Source organism: Paenibacillus sp. EZ-K15, assembly GCF_002573715.1.
GTDB lineage: Bacteria > Bacillota > Bacilli > Paenibacillales > Paenibacillaceae > Paenibacillus_AQ.
Map to the genome: position 1 here is coordinate 534,084 of NZ_PDHM01000021.1, position 19,511 is coordinate 553,594.

Here is a 19,511-nt window from a genome sequence, read left to right on the forward strand (position 1 = left end):
ATGCGTAATCTTTTTGTACGAGATCTATTGTACAAGAGGCAGCGGAAAAACGCTTCTTTTTTTTCAAGCGGCATTAATTCACGAAGGTGTTACGCACACGCTTGGAGCGGATGAAATACGGGATCCAGATACAGGCGTACAAACATGCACGGACAATTTCGCGTATAAACTGGCCATTATCTTCTTCCACCAAGATCTCTACCTGATTGACCAAAACATAGTCCAGCACACTTGCCAACAGGCTAAACAAAATATAACCGATCATCAATCTCGGGAAGGCACTCTTCTTTTTATACAGATCTGGACCAAAACCAGCCAGCCTCCGAGCCCTTCAACACTCGGCTTTAAGAACTATTGAGGTCCCTGGCCTTGTGCTGAAGCCTTGTTGTTCTCTTGAACTTGATTCGGATCCATTCGAGTGTAATTCCTCCCGTATAGTATGTAATTTTTTACTCCAAAACATTATATAGGAAGATCAAGCCCGTAATAAAGGAAAACTTTACTTACGCGATTGAACGCGATAACCTAACATTACTGGTATGACAACCGTCTTCGGATGAAGAAAGGAATGAACAGGATGAACGAACGATTGCAAAGTTTGCAACAATCCATGAATACACAAGGTTGGGATCATGTCCTTGTGACAGACCCCAAGCATGTTTACTATTTGACCGGATTTGCGAGTGATCCCCATGAGCGTTTTCTGGGCCTGCTCCTCTCCTCAGCGAATGATCCGGTGCTGATTGTGCCCGCATTGGATGCAGACGCAGCCGCGGCCGCTTCAACGGTTAAGCATATTGTCACGCATCAGGATACCGATAATCCGTATCTCTTGCTGAAGCAGCAGTTTCAAGGCGCAGCCGGTACGCTGGCCGTTGAGAAGGATCAGCTCACCGTATCCCGTTATGAACAACTGCAGCAGCATGTGAACGCGAACCGGATCGAGGATGTTGGCGCTGTGCTCCGGGAGCTCCGAATTCGAAAGTCGGCCGATGAAGTAATGATCATCAAACATGCAGTAAGACTAGTTGAAGATGTGCTGACGCAAGGCCTGGCCCATGTAAAAATCGGCGTCACCGAGATTGAGGTTGTCGCAGAGCTGGAGTACTTAATGAAAAAATTGGGTGCGGATACTCCATCTTTTGCCACCATGGTATTATCCGGCCCCAATACCGCCTTGCCTCACGGTGTTCCCGGTACGCGCCGGATTGAAGCAGGAGATCTGCTCATGTTCGATTTGGGAGTGTATGCGGGTGGTTATGCGTCGGATATTACCCGCACCTTTGCCGTAGGCGAGCTGAAGCCTGAAGCCGTCAACATCTATGATACGGTTCTCGCAGCGAACCTGGCCGGTATTCAGGCCGTAAAACCCGGCGTAACCTATGGCTCGATTGACCAAGCGGCTCGCAAAGTGATTGACGACGCAGGGTACGGCCATGCTTTTGTACATCGCTTGGGGCACGGGCTTGGCATGGATGTCCACGAATATCCATCCATCCACGGCTTGAACCAGGATATTTTGCAGCCTGGGGCGGTATTCACGATCGAGCCCGGCATTTATCTGCAAGGCGTAGGCGGCGTACGAATCGAGGACGATGTGATCGTCACCGAGGATGGCGTCGAGGTGCTAACCTCCTTCCCGAAAGAACTGACCATCATCGGATAAGCAATTTTCAGCATGAGGAAAAAAGCCCGGATTACCGTTTCACTCACGGTATTCGGGCTTTCTCTATGTACCACAAGAGCCACCCTCCGGCAGAAACGATGCCTTGAGGATGGCTCCCACAGATATGTTATGCCTGGACCATATCCAGTTCAATATTGTCGTCGTTGTACACGTCTTTGTCCACTTCATTCATGACTTTCCCGGTAATCACGCCGGCTGTCATGGAGTCATTCACGTTCAGTGCCGTTCGTCCCATATCGATCAGCGGCTCGACGGAAATTAACAGGCCCGCCAAGGCAACCGGCAGGTTCATCGTGGAGAGCACGATGAGCGATGCGAAGGTAGCTCCGCCTCCGACACCCGCCACGCCGAAGGAACTGATCATAACGACCACGATCAGCGTAAGGATGAACGACCATGAGGTCGGGTCCACGCCGGCAGTCGGCGCAATCATGACGGCCAGCATGGCAGGATAAATGCCCGCGCAGCCGTTCTGACCAATCGTGGCACCAAATGATGCCGAGAGGTTCGCGATGCCTTCCGAGACGCCAAGCTTTTTGTTCTGGGTCTGCACGTTAAGCGGGATCGTGGCCGCGCTGGAACGCGAGGTGAAGGCAAAGGTCAGCGTCGGGAATACCTTTTTCACATATTTGAGTGGGTTAAACCCGAATATCGCCAGCAGCACCAGATGGATAATGAACATAGCGATCAGAGCCACGTACGAAGCCAGGACGAAATCGATCAGATTCATGATCACTGCAAGGTCGGTCGTGGCGATTGTTTTGGCCATGAGCGCCAGAATCCCGTAAGGGGTCAGACGAAGCACCAGCGTCACGATCCGCATCACCACGCCATAGACCGCAGAGATCATGTTGCGGAACGTTTCCGCCTGCTCCTTGTTCTTTCGGTCCAACCCGAGAACCGCGATCCCGATGAATGCCGAGAAAATGACAACGGCAATCGTCGAAGTTCTTCGTGCCCCCGTCATGTCGGCAAACGGATTGCTCGGAATGAAATCCAGGATCTGCTGCGGCAGCGTACGGCCCTCAACATCCCCGAGCCGTTCTTGCAGCAGTGCACCCTGCTGCTCCTCCGCAGCACCGCCTTGGATATTGACGGCGGACAAATCGAACGCCAGCGCGGTCGTAATCCCGACGGCAGCGGCTACGGCTGTCGTCAGAAGCAGCACCGTAATGATAAGCCCGCTCATTTTGCCCAGATTCTTTCCACCCTTCAGCTTCATGATAGCCGATATGATCGACACCATGATCAGCGGAATGACCATCATTTGCAGCAGCCTAACGTAGCCGTAGCCTATCAGATTAAACCAATCGGTGGATTTCACCACCACATCGGAGGTCGAAGTATAGATGAGCTGCAGTGCCACTCCGAACAACACACCCAGTCCGAGTCCAGCAAACACGCGCTTGGTAAACGAGATATGCTTTTTCTGCATCCAATATAAAATACCGACCAGCAGAATCAGAACAAGGACATTGATGATAACCCAAAGCGTTTCCATCCTAATGATTCCTCCCATTCTTTAGATAAGGATATAGGTGCTCCATCCTCATGTCATAAGTGCGCTAGTATGTATTCATATCCATTACAGCCCACTCTAAACATATCATTACCTGATTGAGAAAATTCCTGCCAAAAATCGCTCTATTCTCATCGATGCGGATTATGTCGACTATGTTGATCGGATTACCACTGATATCGCTCTACTATCATATCATGTAAACTTCAAAAGGAGAACCACAAATATTAACACCATCGTTTCAATCAGTTCATTGAGCGCTCCGTAAGTATCCCCCGTCAGTCCTCCAAGTCTTCGGCTCATTCGTTCCGCCGTTAAACTGCCAGCCGCCCAGGCTATGAATGGTATGACAAGGATTCCTCCGACTCCAATCATCCCAAGATTAGTCTCGCCTGCCGTGATCCATAGCAAACCTACAATACCTAGCGTTAACAGGGCAGCCATTACGCCTGCCAGCGATCTCCTGCCGGCGGTTAATCCATGAAATAGAGCGGCAAGCCCCTCACTTCCCCGTGCCATCGGCCAACGATACATCGCATGGACCATAAACCAGCGGCTCCAAACCGGAGCGAGCACCAGCAGCCATGCCTCTTGTTTCCATACCCCGGCTGACAAATCCCATATCGACATGATCAAGGAAGCTTTCAGAAGGAGCAGCAGCATACACGCCATGACCCCCATCGCACCTACACGGCTATCCTTCATGATTTCCAGCATCTTCTCACGCGAACGATGGCTGAGCAGCGCATCAGCACTATCCATCCAGCCATCGAGGTGCAGCCCTCCCGTCAGCGCTACCCATACAACCAGCAGGATGACGGCAGCAGGAAAGGAAGGCAGCACAAAGCTTACGCCCAGTCCCAATCCGGCAACGATCATACCAATAACCGCCCCTACCAATGGATAAAAAACGACGCTCCGTTGTTGCACTTCCGGCGTAAAAGGAATTTCCCTCCGCACCGGGAGCCTCGATAGAAATTGAAAAGCGGCCGCAGCCGCTTCGATCATCTTGCTCATATGAGATACTCCTTGCTCTTGATTTCCATCGGAATTCCCGCAGTCACCAAAAATACTTCATCACATATCTGAGCCAGTCTCTGATTCATGATCCCTGCCCAGTCGCGATATATTCGGCCTAGCGGATATTCCGGAACAATCCCCGACCCCACTTCATTTGTGACCAGAATGACCATGCCCGGATAACCCTGTACCGCTCTTGCGAGTCTGCCGATTTGAAGTCCCAGCCGTTCTTCCATTGCGGCACTTCCTTCAGGCTCAGCTTGCAGCAGCACATTCGTCAGCCACAGCGTCAGGCAGTCCACTACCACCGCAGGGGCATTAGGTTGCGATTGGCCCAGCGTATCCAGCAGTTCCGGCAGGGCGACAGGCTCCTCGACCGTCTCCCAGCCGTAGGCCGAATCATGCCGACGGTCTTGATGAATTCGGATCCGTTCCCTCATCTCATCGTCATAGGCTTGCGCAGTCGCCACATACGTTCCGATCTCCGAGCGCTTCGTGCACAGCTTCTCCGCGAATGAGCTCTTTCCGCTTCTGGCTCCACCTGTGACCAACACGCTTCCACGATGGCTCATACGGCCCCTCCGCTGATTCCGGCGCTCTCAAACGTCGCCATCTCATGCATGATCCGGCACGCCGCCTCGACCAGATGCAGGCACAGTACTCCGCCTGTCCCCTCGCCAAGACGCATGTCCATTTGCAGCATCGGATGCAGCCCAAGCTCTTTCAACAGAAGAACATGAGCCTGTTCATGCGAAACATGGGAGGCAATCATATAAGAGAGAGCGTCCGGGCAGATGCATTTGGCAACAAGCGCCGCCGCACTGGATATGAAGCCGTCAATGATAACGGGACAACCGTGGGCAGCCGCACCGAGAATCAGCCCAGCCAACCCGCCGATTTCATATCCTCCCACCTTGGCCAGCACGTCAATGGGATCATCGGCATGAGGCCTATTAACTTGTATAGCCTGTTCCACAACTCGAATCTTATGTAGCAGCCGTTCATCGGTTACGCCGGTTCCCCTTCCCACGACTTCAGAAGGCTGATTGCCGGACAGAACGGAGAAGATCGCCGCACTCGGTGTCGTATTCCCAATGCCCATCTCGCCGGTCACGAACATTTGCGTTCCTTGCGATACCAGCTCGGCGGCTACCTCTGCACCGGTTACAATGGACAGCAGTGCCGCTTCTCTTGTCATCGCGGGCCCTTTGGCCATATTGGCAGTTCCTCTGCCAACGTTCCGCGACATCAGTTTCTCATGCTTCAGCTCGATGGCAACCCCGATGTCCACACAATGCACATCTGCTCCCGCCTGACGGGCCAGCACATTCACAGCCGCCCTTCCATTCAGGAAGTTCATGACCATCTGGGGCGTTACCTCAGCCGGAAATGCGCTGACTCCTTCTTCACAGACTCCATGATCACCAGCCATGACAACGACGGATTTTTTGGTAAACGACGGCTTCATATTCCCTGTGATGCCCGCTAATTGGACCGCTAGCGCCTCCAGCTTACCCAGACTGCCCGGAGGCTTCGTCAGCGTGTCCAAATAAGCGGCTGTTTCGTTCTGCACCTCGACATTCAGCGGTTTAATGTTAGCCATGATGTAATTTAAACGATTCACGATGGTATCCTTCAATGAAACGACCTCCTTGTATCTGGTTCCTAAATCTTACATACTCAGCAGAACATGCGGCAACATCGGTCAGGACCACATGTTGTTCGCCGTTAACAGCACCTGCGGAGCACCATTCTCGGGATGGGACACAATCGAAGGCTCCACCCGGAAAATTTGACGTATATACGCCGCTGTCAAAACTTCCTCCGGTTTGCCAACCCCGGCAATCTTTCCCTGATCAAGCACCAGCAGTTTATCGCAAAATTGGGCCGCCAGATTCAGATCATGCAGGACGCTGATCACCGTAATCCCGGACGAGTTCCGCCACTCCGCCACCATATCCATGAACTGAAGCTGATAGTGGATATCCAGATAGGTCGTCGGTTCATCCAGCATCAGCAGCGAAGGCTCCTGGACCATTACCTTTCCAAGTGCAACACGCTGGCGTTGACCGCCGCTTAACTCGGTAAGCCGCCGTTCTTCCAGACCATTCAGATCCAGCTTTCGGATAATGGCCTCAATGAGCGGGGCTGCATCCTTATCTTCGCGACCAAGCCAGTTGAGGAAGGGGAATCTTCCCATCTCCAACACTTCCCGGACGGTAAAATCGGTAGGATCAAGCCCTTCCTGCTGAAGCACCGCCACGATCCGGGCCAGCGCCTTACGAGTATAGTGTCCAAGCACTTTGCCCCGAAGCGTTACGCTTCCTTGCGTAGGACTCTCCACACCGGATAACAGCTGCATCAGGGTGGATTTACCGCTTCCGTTCGGACCGATGATTCCCCACCATTCCCCTTCGGCAATGTGAAGGTCCACGCCTTCAAGAATCGGCACCTTGCCATATGCTTTGCCAAGTCCTTGAGCTGTAATCATGATAGACCCTCCCTGCGCCGTTTTTTGTTCCGGTATAGCAAATACGCAAAAAATGGAGCGCCTATGAATGCCGTAACCACACCGAGCGGTATTTCCGTTGGTGCCAGCACGGACCGGGCCGCCGTATCGCACCAGACCATGAATATCGCGCCACCCAGAGCCGACAGTGGAACAATGACGCGGTAATCGGAGCCGGTGATCAGCCGGATCATATGCGGTACCACAAGTCCCACGAATCCAATCACGCCGGAGACCGACACGGCTGCGGCAGCGAGCAGAGTAGCAACGATGAGCACGCTGGTCTTCAGCCGATCCACATTCAAGCCCATATGGGCGGCCTGCCGTTCCCCCAGCGACAAAATATTAAGCGCCCGCGACCTGCTCCATAAGTATATAAAACCTGCGAGAAAATACGGGAAAAGGATGGCCGTATACGACCATCCACGCATGCTCAGGCTCCCCATCGTCCAGTACAGGATCTGGTTTACCGTATCTTTGGACATAACCGTCAGAAAGGAAACGACGGCGCCCAGAAACGACTGCATCACCACGCCGGACAGAATGAGCCCGTGGATCGGCAGTTTTCCTTGATCCCTTGCCAGCAGCAGAACGGCCCATAGAGTGCCTGCCCCGGTTAGAAACGCTACAAGCGGCAGCGTGTAACCTCCGGCAAAGGAATATTCCATCCCGAAAAAAATCAGGGATGCTGCGCCAAGCGCAGCACCCGAGGATACACCGAGCGTAAACGGATCCGCCAGCGGATTGCGCAACACGCCTTGAAAGGCGGCTCCGGCGACGGCCAGGGAGGCTCCTACGAGCATCCCTAGCAATATGCGCGGCAATCTCACCTTCATTAGGATTTGCTCGGATGAAGGTTCCCAGCCCGAAACGATGGAATCGCCGATTCCCGGCAGCCGGTGCAGCAGCATCGCCCCTATCTCTCTCACAGGCAGGTGAACGGAGCCGATTCCGAGACTGACAACCAAGGTTAACAGTAATAGGATGATGCCGGCCGCACCGAATCCTGCAAGCTTTTTACTCATGGATTCATCAGTTCCGGATAAACGGCCTTCGCCACTTCAATCAACCCTTGCGTCACACGAGGACCGGGACGGCTCAACAGATTCGCATCCACGGATATGACCTGATCGTTCTTGATGGCTTCGATCTGATCCCAGCCGCCGCGCTCCTTAATCAGCTGATCCAATGTTTTCTTGGTTGCTTCATCAATCACATCATCCGTGTACAGAATGACGTCGGGGTTCGCAGCGATAATATTTTCCTCGCTGATTTCGAACCAGCCTTCCGTATCGCCAGCTGCGTTGACGCCGCCAGCTAAGGTGATGATCTCATCCATAAACTCGCCTTTGCCGACGGTCCATCCCGGAGAGAATTCCACATACACTTTCTTCTTGTCTTCATCCTTCACGGCTTTCACGGCTTCCGAAACGGTAGCCAATTCCTGCTTCATCTGATCCACGACCGCTTTGGCCTCCGCTTGACGGTCCGTAATTTGTCCGATCAGTTCGATGTTCTCCATCACGGCATCAATGGTTTTCGGATCATTGACGAACAGGGTAACGCCAAGCTCACGCAATTTCTCGGCATTCTGGGCATTCATCGAAGCGGCAAATACCACATCGGCATCGGCTGCAATAATAGCCTCTTCATTCACTTGGAACCCGCCCAATTTAGGCTTGGATTTGGCCGCCTCCGGATAATCGTCATTATCGGACACGCCAACGATTTCTTCATCCAGGCCTAAAGCGAACAGTTTTTCCGTCTCGGACGGTGTCAGGGATGCAATTTTGGCCGGAGCTTTCTCAAACGTCATTTCAACCCCGGTTGAATCCTTAACGGTCAGCGGATACGTCGTTTTAAGCTCTTCACCGGAATCCGCTGGTACTTCATTATTCTGCTCTTCCTGCTGTGCCGGCGGCGTTGTATCCTTCGGCGCCGCTTCTTCCCCTCCACAGCCAATCAAGGCCAGAGCCATCAGTATGGCTACTAGAAGTACGGACCATGTTTTGTTTAATGCTTTCATCTCTTGAAATCCCCCTATACATAATTGAGAACCTGGCACTTTCGAGTTTACATTCCTTCGACCGATCCTTACCGAGAGAAAAACAAAATCGTCATACTCCTAAAGAAGCAAAAATCCCTGACTCCTCGTTAACAAGGACTCAGGGATTACGTTTTAACATAAGGACATCTGATAACCGTTCACAGATAGCGCCTTAAACTTCCGCCCACACATGCTGCATGGGTCCGGCAAACGTAATCCTCTCCTCGAAGGACCGTCATTCATTCGCCGAGGGCAGGTCTCCTGACTTGCAGGCTGTAACGACTTCTCCGCCTTCCCAAGCGCTATGGCTCAGTGGCATATGAAGAAGTCCCTGCTTCACAGTGGCGGGACCGTGCCGGACTTGCACCGGCTTCCCTATTAACCCGGCAGAAGGCAACAACGCCTTCTGTCCGGGACCCTCGCAAATAATATGAATTTATGTATGTTAGGCCAAGCATGGTTTCTCTGCCCAAGATTATAGGCGATAAACCTTACTCTTACAACCGAAAGATTCGGTCATTTCAAATGCCTTATGATACGGATTTATCCCGTTATCGCCCATTCCGCACCGATATCATACGATTTCATTTATTCGCTTAACCGCACGCCTTGCCAGCGTTCTCCATCCCATGTCAATTGCAGCTTGAGCTCCTCGCCTGGTGACACCTGCGTCTCCCAGAATTCCGTATCCGGAAGGGTTGCTGCCGCGATCTGCCGGATGACGCCCCCATGGGTGACTACAAGCACATCCAATTCGACCCTCTGTGTCCCACAACCATAACCGGCTCGCTTTGCCTCTGCTTCTGCTTCTGCTTCTGCTTCTGCTTCTGCTTCTGCTTCTGCTTCTGCTTCTGCTTCTGCTTGCACAAGGGTATCCAGAGCTTCCTCTACATGCAACAGTTCCTTCAAATCCAAATACAATCCGGTCAAGAATCCCTGAATCCGGGAACAGAACGCTTCCCAGCTCTCCCCATTTGGCGGCGTAACTTCTGCGGGGTTATCAATCCAGCGCCGATAGGAGATATCCGACTTCAAGTCCTCGTAGGTGTTCCCTTCCCAATCCCCGAAATCGAGCTCACGCAGCCTCGGATCATACTCGACCCCTGGAATAAACCTGCCCGGATCTTCATCATCAGGAATAACGGACATTGTTGAATCCGGTAGGATAACATTCAGCGTCTGCCTGCATCGAAGGAGATCACTGCAATAGATCCGGACAAACTGCCCGGTACAAAACCTTTCCCGCAGCGCGAGGAGCTGCTGTCTTCCTTCCACCAGAATCCCCTGATCCTCGTGACCGAGATAACGGCGCTCCTCGTTCCACAACGTGCGGCCATGGCGGACCAAATGCAGGGTAATCCTCATATCCATAAGCTTCCTCCTGCTGCGGCCACAAGTCCGAGCACCACGGTACCCAGTAACGTAAACAATACCGATACGCCCAGCAGCAGACGATTTGTCACCTGAATATCCTCCGCTTCAAGCGGTCGTTCGGGATCCCCCATGTAAGCCCGGAACGAGATCACGCCTTGATAGGAATTCTCTCCGCCCAGACGAATGCCCAGCGCACCGGCAACGGCCGATTCCGGGAAGCCGCTGTTCGGACTGGGGTGCTTACGCGCATCTCTTCTGACCATCTTGATCGCTTTTTTCCATTGCAGCGAAAACATGGCAGCCACCACGGTCAACAAACCTGCCGTCAGGCGTGCCGGTATCCAATTGGCGATATCGTCCAGCCTTGCGGATGCCCAGCCGATATGCTGGTATTTCTCGTTTTTATAACCGACCATGGAGTCGAGCGTGTTCACGGCCCGGTAGGCCATCGCCAGCGGCGCTCCCCCAATCAGGGCAAAAAACAACGGAGCGATGACCGCATCCACGATATTCTCCGCAACCGTCTCCACCGTTCCCCGTACGATCTCCGGCTCATCCAGATGGCCGGTGTCTCGCCCGACAACCATGCTGAGCGCGCGCCTGGCCTCCGCGATATGGCCGGAACGAAGATGGCCGTAGACCTCCAATCCTGCTTCACGCAGCCCCTTGATGGCAATCGTAGTCGCAATAAGCACGATCTCCACTCCCCAAGCAAGCCAAGGATGAATCGCCCCGCACAGCTCCAGCAGCAGCCATGCCAGCACGAAGGAGCCGCCGGCCACGATCACCGGCAGCAGAATGCCCGCCCGCTTCAGGCTCTGAGCGGAAGTCGCCCAATGGCGTATCCAGCCTTCAACCCGGCGGATGGCTTTCCCCATGCCAATAACGGGATGCGGAAGCCATCTCGGATCTCCAATCAGCAGGTCCAGTACGACCGCTGCCCAAATGACCCACACGACGGTCATATCCGGTCCTCTCTTTCGGAGACGATGCTTTCCGTAACACTCTCGTAGACAAGGCGGCCGATCATGCCGCCCAGATCGGTTGCGGTTCCGGCATAATGGTGGTTCACACCATAGGCTGTATTGCCGCTGATCCCAAGGACCATCGCGTCCGTCGTCGTACCGGTCGCGACGGCTCCGGTTTCATGATCCTTCACGCCCAGGTCATGCAGCACCGCGGCCTTCGCTTCCGTCGCCGTCAACACGGCATTCAGCATGCATGCCGGCGTCATCATCCCGTCGATCAGTAACATGATATTAATCGTGCCCGGCTGGTAAGCCGCAAAGGTCGTGCGGCTCGACCCGGCGCGGGCTGCATTGCCCACGCCGGCAGTAGTACAGCATAGAATGGAAGCTTGCTCCCCCGGTTCTTCCCGGATGGAGGTATACTTCAATCTTACCGCGGTCATCAATCCAGCTGTGGTTTCAGCCGGATAACCGTGAGCAGCTATAAAATTAGACATATCGTTCACGGGGTCGCTGCAATCATAATGCTTGTCCACATAACGATTCACGATATGATCCAAGCTTACGAATCCGCCGCCATATATGGCGCTGCTAATGGACGCAACTGGCTCCGGAAGCGATATCCGGATATGCGGATGCTGCAGCTCCGATTCCAGGGACACCGTCGCTCCCGGCCACGCATTCGAATGATACAGATGATTCTTGCCTTCCAGAAAAGGTACTGCCATGTTTCTCTCTCCCTACTCTTTGATCTCAATCCGCCTGATTCCGAACCTCATTGGTATGTGCCGTTTAATACCCTTAAGTTGCGTCTTCAGAAGAAATGCCAAGCACCTCCGCCATAATGGCAAGCAGCCTGTCGTTATCTGCGCCATGTTTAACGGCTAGCCGGATATGACGCTCACCAAGGCCCGGGTACATGGCGCAGCTGCGGACAAGCACGCCGCGTCTGCCCATCTCCGACTGAAACATCTCGGCACGCCATGGCCGCGGAAGCTCCATGAGTAGAAAATTAGCCTCGCCCGGCGTAACGTCCAGCCCCAGCGCTCGTAAACCATGTATGAGCTTCCCGCGCTCTGCGCGAATTAATTGCAGCGTATTCTGCTCGTAGTCCCTGCCGCTGCCAAGACAAGCCTCGCCCGCAAGCAGCGCCAGTCCATTGACACTCCACGTGACCTGCTTGCCTGCCATCTTGCGTATCACATCGGGATGCGCGACCGTATACCCGAGCCGCAGACCCGGAATCGCATAAAACTTGGTCATCGATCTGACAATCACGGTTCGAGGATAGTCATGAAGCTCTGGCATCAGGGTCTGTCTGTCTTCCAGCGGAATAAAGTCGATAAAGGCTTCATCCAGCACCAGCCAGGTCCCTTCTTGCTCTGCGCATGCCGCTATTTCGCGGATATCCTCAAGGCTGTACTGAACTCCGTTCGGATTGTTGGGCTGTCCCAAAAACACGAGATCCGTGCAAGCTATCAGCTCCATCACATCCGCCTTATCTGCGCGCCAGTCCCTCTCCGGATGTCCGCACACGGAGCGAATGTCCGAACCAAATTTTAAGGACAATTCCCGGTATTCGGAAAAACACGGGTCAACCACGCCCACAGTCCTTGGCGATAGCCCCATCAACAACAGCGCCATGCACTCTGCCGCCCCATTGCCGACAAGGATTCCCCGCGGTTCGGTGCCTAACTCCGCTGCGAGCAGCTCCTTGAACTTGCGGTGCCCCGGATCCGGATAACGAATGACCGCACTCATTCCCTCTTGTAAGGCCGTAATAACCCCTTGCGGAGGCCCGAGCGGGTTAATATTGGCGCTGTAATCCAGGAAAGCCGAGGCTTTCCTTCCGTATGCGGCAGCGGCCGTCTCCACGTCCCCTCCATGACCGTACACCTCGATCAAGGGTTGTTTTTTGTCGTTCATAAGGGCTCCTCCTGTTCCATGCCCTGGACTCTTTGCAAGTCCTGCCGTTATGTAATGCCATCATTATGTCGCTACCGTCCCTGACTCGTCAACATGGAATGCTTTGTCTCTGTCTTAAAATTGGTTTACAATAGTCTGGAAGCACCACATTTTGAATTGTGACGACGGAGGATACTATGCTATTTATCGATAATCAGGGGATCCACGATCCATCCATTAATCTAGCGATTGAAGAATATGCCTTGAAGCACTTGTCCATGGACGAGAGCTACCTTCTCTTTTATATCAACAAGCCTTCCATTATTATCGGAAAGCATCAGAATACGATCGAAGAGATCAACCAGGAATACGTTCGTGACAACAACATTCAGGTTGTACGCCGGTTGTCCGGGGGCGGGGCCGTATACCATGATCTCGGCAACCTGAATTTCAGCTTCATTACGAAGGATGACGGCCAGTCCTTCCACAACTTCCTGAAGTTCACGCAGCCGGTCATCGACTTCCTGCAAAAGATGGGTGTACCAGCCGAGCTGAGCGGCCGGAATGACCTGCAGGTCGGCGAGAAGAAAATTTCGGGGAACGCACAGTTCTCGACGCGGGGACGCATGTTCAGCCACGGCACGCTCATGTTTGACCTAAACCTGGATGATGTACAAGCCTCGCTGAATGCCAATCCGGAAAAATTCAAATCCAAGAGCACCAAATCCGTCCGCAGCCGCGTGGCGAACATTAAGGAGCTGCTTGGTACGGAGATGACCATTGAACAGTTCCGCGCCGAGCTGCTTCGCTCGATTTTCGGTATGGAGCCGGATCAAGTACCGCAATATGTCCTTCAAGAGAAGGACTGGGAGATCATCAACCAGATTTCAAAAGAACGCTACCAGAATTGGGATTGGAACTATGGACTCTCCCCTGAAAGCAATGTGAAACATGCCAAGAAGTTCCCGGTGGGCATTATTGATATCCGCATGGACATCCGTGAAGGACATATCGGAGAGATCAAGATTTACGGCGACTTCTTCGGCGTCGGCGATGTCGCTGATATCGAGAACCTGCTTCGGGGCAAACGGTATGAAGAAACTGCGGTGCGCACGGCGCTATCCGGAATCAACGTCAAGCATTACTTCGGCAACCTTGAGCTCGACGATCTGATCGGCTTGATTTTCCTTGAGGAATAGAGCCGGCTCGTATTAAATAAGCCTCCCGCCCGTATGCTGCATGCATAAGGGTGGGAGGCTTTTTCATTTCAAACAGATATACCTCGGATCAAGAAGAGGCCATAAACACATACCAAACTAGGACCAGTGTTAACACGATACATGCATTCTCTACCGTGCGTCCCCATTTGCTTCCGGTGCTCATGATTTTCAGTTTAATTCTCCATTTGAACGGAGGAAGCGGACGGATCCCGCGATTGGTTAATGCATCTGCAAGCAAATGGATGGAGTAGGATAAACCGCCAGCAAACCATAAGCTTTCCCCGCCGATCTTACCCTGCGATGCAAAATACAGCAGGCCCGTCCATCCGGCAGCGGCATAGACGGTATGGGTTAACCCCCGGTGGGTCACCAAGGAGCCTGCAATGAGCACGCTGCCTGCGATTGTGTTCCATGGGCTGAAGCCCTGCCCGAAGGAGATCAGTCCGAGACCGATCAGGAACATGACGATATGGCGCAGGGTCCGGCTTGGCAGGTACGAAACAACCCCGATCAGCCCGGCCAGGGCGATGTTCCATGGGGCATACTCCTTGCCGTAGAAAACAACGAAGATGGCTGCGCCGATCATCGCTAGCTGGAGGATTCGCAGCAGCCCGGAAGGAATGGCTTTGCGGACCAGCAGGGAGTTGGGCTCGTCGATGTCGGGAAGCAGTGCGCTAACCAAAGCCACTGCGGCAGCCGGCAACGTGACAGGCACTTCGCTCATGCCCATAACGGATAACGTAACCCCTGTGCTAATAATCAAATGAGCTCTGCCCATCATGATGACAATCTTCCTTTCTAAGCTCAATGCTGACTATGGGATCGATGGAGTTGCCGGTCTTCACGTCCAATAGCCCAGGGTCATGAGAATATACGTTCGGTTCATAAGTATAGCAAAATCATCCTCTTTTTGTCTACCCCTTCCACTTGGGTTAGGCTTAAAAATGGTTGTCCGATTCTCTGATATGGGATACAATTTGATCACTTGCCCAAGGTTACGACCGGGGACGAATGCACGGGAATCTCATCAGGAGTTTCACATCTTCAAGAAAGGATGACTACCGAGTGAATCGCTCACGAATTGCCGATCTCAGCCTGCTTCTGGTGGCCATGATGTGGGGATCTACGTTCCTCATCGTTCAGCATGCGGTCCGCGTGCTCCCGCCGATGGCCTTCAATTCGGTCCGTTTTTTGGGAGCGGCCCTGCTCCTTGCATTGATCATTACCCTCTTTTACCGGAGCCAGTGGAAGCTAATATCCGGAAAAATGCTGCTGCATGCTTGCCTGCTAGGTCTTTTTTTATTTATAGGGTATGCCTTTCAAACCGCGGGTCTTTTGCACACGACCACGTCCAATACAGGCTTCATTACCGGCTTGTCCGTCGTGCTGGTCCCTTTTATATCCTATGCCCTGTTAAAGCACTCCATCTCCAGATTCACCTGGATCAGTGCCTTGCTTGCGGTGGCAGGGCTGTATCTGCTTACCTTCACCGGATCCGGTATGAGCCTGAATCAAGGGGATTTGCTTGTACTCGTCTGCGCCATCGGTTTTGCGCTCCATATAGGTTATACGGGCGTTTATGCCGGTCGATACCCTGCTTTGCTGCTGGCGGCGCTCCAGATGGCTGTCGTGGGGGTATTTAGCTTAGCGGCATCTGCACTGACCGAGCATGTCGGCAATGTGTCCGACCTGATGGAGAAGCTGACCCAGCCGAACGTGCTGTGGGCGCTGGCTATATCCATCGGACCTACCAGCGCATTCGCCTTCTGGATCCAAACCGTCTGTCAAAAATATACGACGCCATCCAGGGTGGCCATCATCTATGCAACGGAGCCGGTATTCGCCGCGCTGACCGGAATCCTGTTTGCGGGAGAGCGGCTTACGCTCATCGGAAGCATCGGTTGTCTATGTATTTTGGCCGGAATGGTGATCGCGGAATTGAAGTCTGCGCCACAGAAGGTACAATAGAGTTAAAGACAGAGACAGAAACAAAAGGAGAGATACCCATGACAACTTACAAATTGATGGCGATCGACATTGACGACACCCTGATCAATGACGATAAAGAAGTAACCCCCGGCGTCCAGCAGGCGCTTGAGCAAGCCGTAGCCCACGGTGTCGTTGTGACCCTGGCAACCGGACGTGCCTATGCGTCGGCTCAGGCTATTGCGCGTCAAACCGGACTCAATGTTCCCATTATCACCTACCAGGGTGCTTTGATTAAAAATCTGCTCGACGAGAAGGTTCTCTACGAACGCTTCGTACCCGTTGATGCAGCCGTGAAGCTGTTTGAATACTGCGTAGAACACAATCTCCATCTGCAAACCTACATCGATGACAAACTGTATGCCCGTGAAGAGAATCAGAAGCTGATTGATTATTGCGCCCTGAACCGGACGCCGTATTATATCGAGCCTGATTTTATGAAGATGGTTAAGAAACCAACTCCGAAAATGCTCATCATTGACGATCCGGACTATCTGGATGAACTGATCCCTGTATTCCGTGAGCTGCTGGGCGATGATATGCATATTACCAAATCCAAACCGCATTTTCTGGAGTTCATGCATAAGGAAGGCACGAAGGGACATGCCCTCACCTTCCTTGCCGATCATTTCGGCTGCGATCTCAAGGAAACCATCGCTGTCGGTGATTCCTGGAACGATCACGAGATGCTGGAAGCCGCCGGTCTTGGCGTCGCCATGGGCAATGCAATCGAGCCGCTTAAAGCGATTGCCGATTACGTTACGCTCGGGAATAACGAGGACGGCGTGAAACATGTTATTGATAAATTCGTGCTCAACCAAGATTAATATATGTGAAAAATAGATCTGCACAAACAAGCCTCCATGATATCCATGGGGGCTTGTTCATGTCCATAAAAAACGCAGCCAGTGCGTTCCCTAACCGATCACCTGGGGGCAAAAGTTCCGCTCCTTATTCATCATTCCCGGTCCGGGTTAAATGTTAGAATCGGCTTCAGAAGTGCCGCATCGTTGAACTCCAGCAGGCCTACCTCCATGCACAGCTCCATCAATTTATGAATGCCGTTGAATTGCTGCAGATTCCGTTGATGAATGACGGATAACGCTTCGCGAACCATTTTTTGAGCCTGCTCAATGCTCTGATGCTCCACGGCCTGAATAATCTCCTTGATACTCTCCAAGTAATATACGGTCCGCCTTAGCGAGCGAATCAGCAAAATCTGCCTGACTTGCGACGGGGTGTACAGCCGATATCCATTCTCGGGGTTTCGATCCGGGGTGATCAAGCCTTCCTTCTCCCAGTGACGGATGGCGGACGATTCCACGTTAGTCAGCTCGGCGACCTCGCCGATCGTCATATGGGCTTTGAGCTTTTTATCCTTGATGATATTAAGATCAGGATTCTCGAGCAAGGCAAGCGTTTCGTCCGCAATGTTTTTCTCCTGCAACAGTTTGACCTGCTCCCCATTCACGAGCCAGAGTGCTTCATCCATCTCCCTCTTTTGAATGTGGCGAATCACATCGTAAGTAACTGCGTAACCGAACCCGGGAAACATGGCGCGCAGACAACGGAAGTAGGCCATATGCATTTGCGTGTATAAACGGTAGCCGTTCTCGTTCCGGGCAGGAGGGGGGACCACTCCCCAAGATTCATAATGCCTTAAAGCACTCGTGCTGATTTGCAGCTCTTTGGCGATATCTTTCGGCTTGTAGTAATGCATGCGCTTCCCTCCCCAATGACGATTGAGAACCTACTTTACCAGAATCGCAAGCCATTGGCAAACCTTAAATTAAAACATTAAAGTGCTATGGGAAGGTCTGTTGGATGACATACTATACTTGGTTGGATTCGCTACAAGGTAGCTTCTCACTTGCATCAATGTTGTATATTGAGTGGTGTAGAGGCAAGTTGAACTTATCTTAACAGCGGGAGAGTGATTATGATGAACGTGCACATAACCGAGGATGTTCCACAGAATCAAGAATACATGGATCTAAGAGTAGATGCAGGACTGCCTGAGGTTGAGATTGCGGCCATAGAAACGGCGCTAAACCGCAGCTTGCTGTCCCTTCTGGCCAGAGACGGCAATGACCGGCTGATCGGGATGGGAAGGGTCGTAGGCGACGGCGCTTTCTATTTTCAACTGGTGGATATTATGGTTGCGGCCTCTCACCTTGATCAGGGGGTTGAAGAGATGATCGTGTCCGAGCTGCTCTCCCGTCTGGAAAAAATAGCGCCAAGCGGAGCCGAGGTCACTGTCATCACGGACGCGCCCGGAATCAAGCTGTACCAACAGGCCGGTTTCAAGCTGCTGTACCCTGATCGATACGGCATGGCCAGGTCTGTGTAAGAGAGCGGTGCCTCAAACCTGTGTAAAGCATCCCACTGGGCTGCGAAATCGCTTCCGCTACATTTTTGCACTCCTAGTCACAAGAACTCATAATTTTCTTCATTTGCTCAGCTTTACTGTCATCCCCGCCATCGCCACACGGACTCCCTCCGGAAGAGGCAGCTCATTCCGAACGTCGACGTCGTGAGACATATGGGTATATACCGTTTGGCGAGGCTTCACCTCGATGAGCAGCTCTGCCGCTTCCTTCATGTCATAGACGGAGCGCGTCTCGAATTTGGCGGTTTCATGAACAAAGCTCGTTCCCAGCACCAGCAAATCCACGCCATTCAGCGGTTCCTTTTCCGCAGGGCTCAGATTAATCGAGTCGGAATTGTATACCCAGACGTACCCGTCCTTCTGAAACCGATATGCATAAGAGTATCCGTTCTGTCCATGGTTTACCTTCCAGCAGGAAATATCCCAGCCGCCCAGTGAAAATCCATCATCGACTGGCGTCATCTCCATCTGGCGCGGAAGCCATGGATACTGGCGCACAATCTTCTCCAGCACATCGGCAGGGGCGTATAACCTTCCTCTCTCCCTCAGCCTTCTGCAAGCATCGCTCCATTCCGGAAGTCCGCCGATATGATCAAAGTGGGCGTGCGTAATCAGCATATCGTTCATCTTCCGCTTTCCCAGCCCCTCCATCATAGAGCGCCAATCCGGGCCGCAGTCGATCATGAAGGACGTTTCATCGCATTCCACCATCACGGAAGAGCGAAAACGCCGATTGATTGCCGTATTCCGGGCTTCCGTGCATACCTCGCAATCGCAATATACCCGCGGAACGCCCATGGCATCTCCCGTTCCCAAAAAAGTTAATGTATCCCCGCTCACATGACATCCCCCATTTGTGTTTATCAGATTCGTTCTTGGTTACGCAA

The 19,511-nt window shown here is 52.8% G+C and carries 20 protein-coding genes and 1 riboswitch; of the genes, 5 read left to right on the top strand and 15 right to left on the bottom strand.

Annotation, left to right across the window (positions count from 1 at the left end):
* Window positions 1-73: 73 nt before the first annotated feature.
* Entirely contained in the window at window positions 74-319 is a 246-nt protein-coding gene (locus CRG97_RS26485) for a DUF2569 domain-containing protein (RefSeq protein WP_343225216.1), read from the bottom strand.
* A gap of 258 nt (window positions 320-577) precedes the next feature.
* Here CRG97_RS26485 and CRG97_RS26490 point away from each other — a divergent pair, with 258 nt between their 5' ends.
* Entirely contained in the window at window positions 578-1,666 is a 1,089-nt protein-coding gene (locus tag CRG97_RS26490; protein ID WP_098748631.1) for a M24 family metallopeptidase, read from the top strand.
* A gap of 127 nt (window positions 1,667-1,793) precedes the next feature.
* Here the strand turns inward: CRG97_RS26490 and CRG97_RS26495 are convergent, their stop codons facing one another.
* The 11 genes from CRG97_RS26495 to cobD form a co-directional block, all read right to left on the bottom strand.
* Window positions 1,794-3,188, bottom strand: a complete 1,395-nt coding sequence (locus CRG97_RS26495; protein ID WP_098748632.1) for an L-cystine transporter — start codon at window positions 3,186-3,188, stop codon at window positions 1,794-1,796.
* A 213-nt stretch (window positions 3,189-3,401) separates the two neighbouring features.
* On the bottom strand, window positions 3,402-4,223 hold the full coding sequence (gene cobS / locus CRG97_RS26500; protein ID WP_098748633.1) for an adenosylcobinamide-GDP ribazoletransferase: 822 nt from the start codon (window positions 4,221-4,223) through the stop codon (window positions 3,402-3,404).
* Complete coding sequence (gene cobU, locus CRG97_RS26505; RefSeq protein ID WP_098748634.1) at window positions 4,220-4,798, bottom strand: bifunctional adenosylcobinamide kinase/adenosylcobinamide-phosphate guanylyltransferase; 579 nt, start codon at window positions 4,796-4,798, stop codon at window positions 4,220-4,222. Before cobU ends, cobS begins: the two co-directional genes overlap by 4 nt.
* Window positions 4,795-5,829 carry a nicotinate-nucleotide--dimethylbenzimidazole phosphoribosyltransferase gene (cobT, locus tag CRG97_RS26510; RefSeq protein WP_481856226.1) on the bottom strand — a complete coding sequence of 345 codons (1,035 nt, stop codon included), beginning with the start codon at window positions 5,827-5,829 and terminating at the stop codon, window positions 4,795-4,797. The genes cobU and cobT overlap by 4 nt, the downstream gene beginning before the upstream one ends.
* Before the next feature lie 102 nt (window positions 5,830-5,931).
* Window positions 5,932-6,717, bottom strand: a complete 786-nt coding sequence (locus CRG97_RS26515) for an ABC transporter ATP-binding protein (protein ID WP_098748636.1) — start codon at window positions 6,715-6,717, stop codon at window positions 5,932-5,934.
* Window positions 6,714-7,760 (bottom strand): FecCD family ABC transporter permease, encoded by a 1,047-nt coding sequence (locus CRG97_RS26520; RefSeq protein WP_098748637.1) that lies wholly within the window; start codon window positions 7,758-7,760, stop codon window positions 6,714-6,716. Before CRG97_RS26520 ends, CRG97_RS26515 begins: the two co-directional genes overlap by 4 nt.
* A complete protein-coding gene (locus tag CRG97_RS26525) occupies window positions 7,757-8,761 on the bottom strand; it encodes an ABC transporter substrate-binding protein (RefSeq protein WP_098748638.1) in 1,005 nt (334 codons plus the stop codon). The genes CRG97_RS26520 and CRG97_RS26525 overlap by 4 nt, the downstream gene beginning before the upstream one ends.
* Window positions 8,762-9,016: 255 nt before the next feature.
* Window positions 9,017-9,218, bottom strand: a riboswitch (cobalamin riboswitch).
* Between the two features lie 152 nt (window positions 9,219-9,370).
* Complete coding sequence (locus CRG97_RS26530; RefSeq protein ID WP_098748639.1) at window positions 9,371-10,153, bottom strand: histidine phosphatase family protein; 783 nt, start codon at window positions 10,151-10,153, stop codon at window positions 9,371-9,373.
* A complete protein-coding gene (gene cbiB / locus CRG97_RS26535) occupies window positions 10,144-11,121 on the bottom strand; it encodes an adenosylcobinamide-phosphate synthase CbiB (RefSeq protein ID WP_098748640.1) in 978 nt (325 codons plus the stop codon). The genes CRG97_RS26530 and cbiB overlap by 10 nt, the downstream gene beginning before the upstream one ends.
* Entirely contained in the window at window positions 11,118-11,852 is a 735-nt protein-coding gene (locus CRG97_RS26540) for an adenosylcobinamide amidohydrolase (RefSeq protein WP_098748641.1), read from the bottom strand. Before CRG97_RS26540 ends, cbiB begins: the two co-directional genes overlap by 4 nt.
* Window positions 11,853-11,925: 73 nt before the next feature.
* Window positions 11,926-13,050 (bottom strand): threonine-phosphate decarboxylase CobD, encoded by a 1,125-nt coding sequence (gene cobD / locus CRG97_RS26545; RefSeq protein WP_098748642.1) that lies wholly within the window; start codon window positions 13,048-13,050, stop codon window positions 11,926-11,928.
* Window positions 13,051-13,226: 176 nt separating this feature from the next.
* Here cobD and lplA point away from each other — a divergent pair, with 176 nt between their 5' ends.
* On the top strand, window positions 13,227-14,228 hold the full coding sequence (gene lplA / locus CRG97_RS26550; protein WP_098748643.1) for a lipoate--protein ligase: 1,002 nt from the start codon (window positions 13,227-13,229) through the stop codon (window positions 14,226-14,228).
* Between the two features lie 88 nt (window positions 14,229-14,316).
* Here the strand turns inward: lplA and CRG97_RS26555 are convergent, their stop codons facing one another.
* A complete protein-coding gene (locus CRG97_RS26555; RefSeq protein ID WP_098748644.1) occupies window positions 14,317-15,030 on the bottom strand; it encodes a metal-dependent hydrolase in 714 nt (237 codons plus the stop codon).
* A 284-nt stretch (window positions 15,031-15,314) separates the two neighbouring features.
* On the opposite strand from CRG97_RS26555, the gene CRG97_RS26560 reads away from it, so the two are divergent.
* Together CRG97_RS26560 and CRG97_RS26565 are read left to right on the top strand one after the other, a co-directional pair.
* Window positions 15,315-16,217, top strand: coding sequence for a DMT family transporter (locus CRG97_RS26560; RefSeq protein WP_098748645.1), 903 nt, complete (start codon window positions 15,315-15,317; stop codon window positions 16,215-16,217).
* Window positions 16,218-16,255: 38 nt separating this feature from the next.
* On the top strand, window positions 16,256-17,062 hold the full coding sequence (locus CRG97_RS26565) for a Cof-type HAD-IIB family hydrolase (RefSeq protein WP_098748646.1): 807 nt from the start codon (window positions 16,256-16,258) through the stop codon (window positions 17,060-17,062).
* Between the two features lie 131 nt (window positions 17,063-17,193).
* Here CRG97_RS26565 and CRG97_RS26570 read toward each other — a convergent pair whose 3' ends face one another.
* Window positions 17,194-17,955 (bottom strand): TioE family transcriptional regulator, encoded by a 762-nt coding sequence (locus CRG97_RS26570; protein ID WP_098748647.1) that lies wholly within the window; start codon window positions 17,953-17,955, stop codon window positions 17,194-17,196.
* Window positions 17,956-18,174: 219 nt separating this feature from the next.
* Here CRG97_RS26570 and CRG97_RS26575 point away from each other — a divergent pair, with 219 nt between their 5' ends.
* On the top strand, window positions 18,175-18,585 hold the full coding sequence (locus CRG97_RS26575) for a GNAT family protein (protein WP_098748648.1): 411 nt from the start codon (window positions 18,175-18,177) through the stop codon (window positions 18,583-18,585).
* 99 nt (window positions 18,586-18,684) lie between these two features.
* Here CRG97_RS26575 and CRG97_RS26580 read toward each other — a convergent pair whose 3' ends face one another.
* On the bottom strand, window positions 18,685-19,464 hold the full coding sequence (locus tag CRG97_RS26580; RefSeq protein ID WP_098748649.1) for an MBL fold metallo-hydrolase: 780 nt from the start codon (window positions 19,462-19,464) through the stop codon (window positions 18,685-18,687).
* Window positions 19,465-19,511: the final 47 nt, after the last annotated feature.

Bases quoted from the DNA above. Each gene is read 5' to 3' on its own strand.
- CRG97_RS26570 (WP_098748647.1), bottom strand. From the start codon at position 17,955: ATGCATTACTACAAGCCGAAAGATATCGCCAAAGAGCTGCAAATCAGC.
- CRG97_RS26525 (WP_098748638.1), bottom strand. From the start codon at position 8,761: ATGAAAGCATTAAACAAAACATGGTCCGTACTTCTAGTAGCCATACTG.
- cobS (WP_098748633.1), bottom strand. From the start codon at position 4,223: ATGAGCAAGATGATCGAAGCGGCTGCGGCCGCTTTTCAATTTCTATCG.
- CRG97_RS26515 (WP_098748636.1), bottom strand. From the start codon at position 6,717: ATGATTACAGCTCAAGGACTTGGCAAAGCATATGGCAAGGTGCCGATT.
- CRG97_RS26540 (WP_098748641.1), bottom strand. From the start codon at position 11,852: ATGGCAGTACCTTTTCTGGAAGGCAAGAATCATCTGTATCATTCGAAT.
- CRG97_RS26530 (WP_098748639.1), bottom strand. From the start codon at position 10,153: ATGGATATGAGGATTACCCTGCATTTGGTCCGCCATGGCCGCACGTTG.
- cbiB (WP_098748640.1), bottom strand. From the start codon at position 11,121: ATGACCGTCGTGTGGGTCATTTGGGCAGCGGTCGTACTGGACCTGCTG.
- CRG97_RS26490 (WP_098748631.1), top strand. From the start codon at position 578: ATGAACGAACGATTGCAAAGTTTGCAACAATCCATGAATACACAAGGT.
- cobD (WP_098748642.1), bottom strand. From the start codon at position 13,050: ATGAACGACAAAAAACAACCCTTGATCGAGGTGTACGGTCATGGAGGG.
- CRG97_RS26520 (WP_098748637.1), bottom strand. From the start codon at position 7,760: ATGAGTAAAAAGCTTGCAGGATTCGGTGCGGCCGGCATCATCCTATTA.
- CRG97_RS26495 (WP_098748632.1), bottom strand. From the start codon at position 3,188: ATGGAAACGCTTTGGGTTATCATCAATGTCCTTGTTCTGATTCTGCTG.
- lplA (WP_098748643.1), top strand. From the start codon at position 13,227: ATGCTATTTATCGATAATCAGGGGATCCACGATCCATCCATTAATCTA.
- CRG97_RS26555 (WP_098748644.1), bottom strand. From the start codon at position 15,030: ATGATGGGCAGAGCTCATTTGATTATTAGCACAGGGGTTACGTTATCC.
- cobU (WP_098748634.1), bottom strand. From the start codon at position 4,798: ATGAGCCATCGTGGAAGCGTGTTGGTCACAGGTGGAGCCAGAAGCGGA.
- cobT (WP_481856226.1), bottom strand. From the start codon at position 5,829: ATGGCTAACATTAAACCGCTGAATGTCGAGGTGCAGAACGAAACAGCC.
- CRG97_RS26575 (WP_098748648.1), top strand. From the start codon at position 18,175: ATGATGAACGTGCACATAACCGAGGATGTTCCACAGAATCAAGAATAC.
- CRG97_RS26565 (WP_098748646.1), top strand. From the start codon at position 16,256: ATGACAACTTACAAATTGATGGCGATCGACATTGACGACACCCTGATC.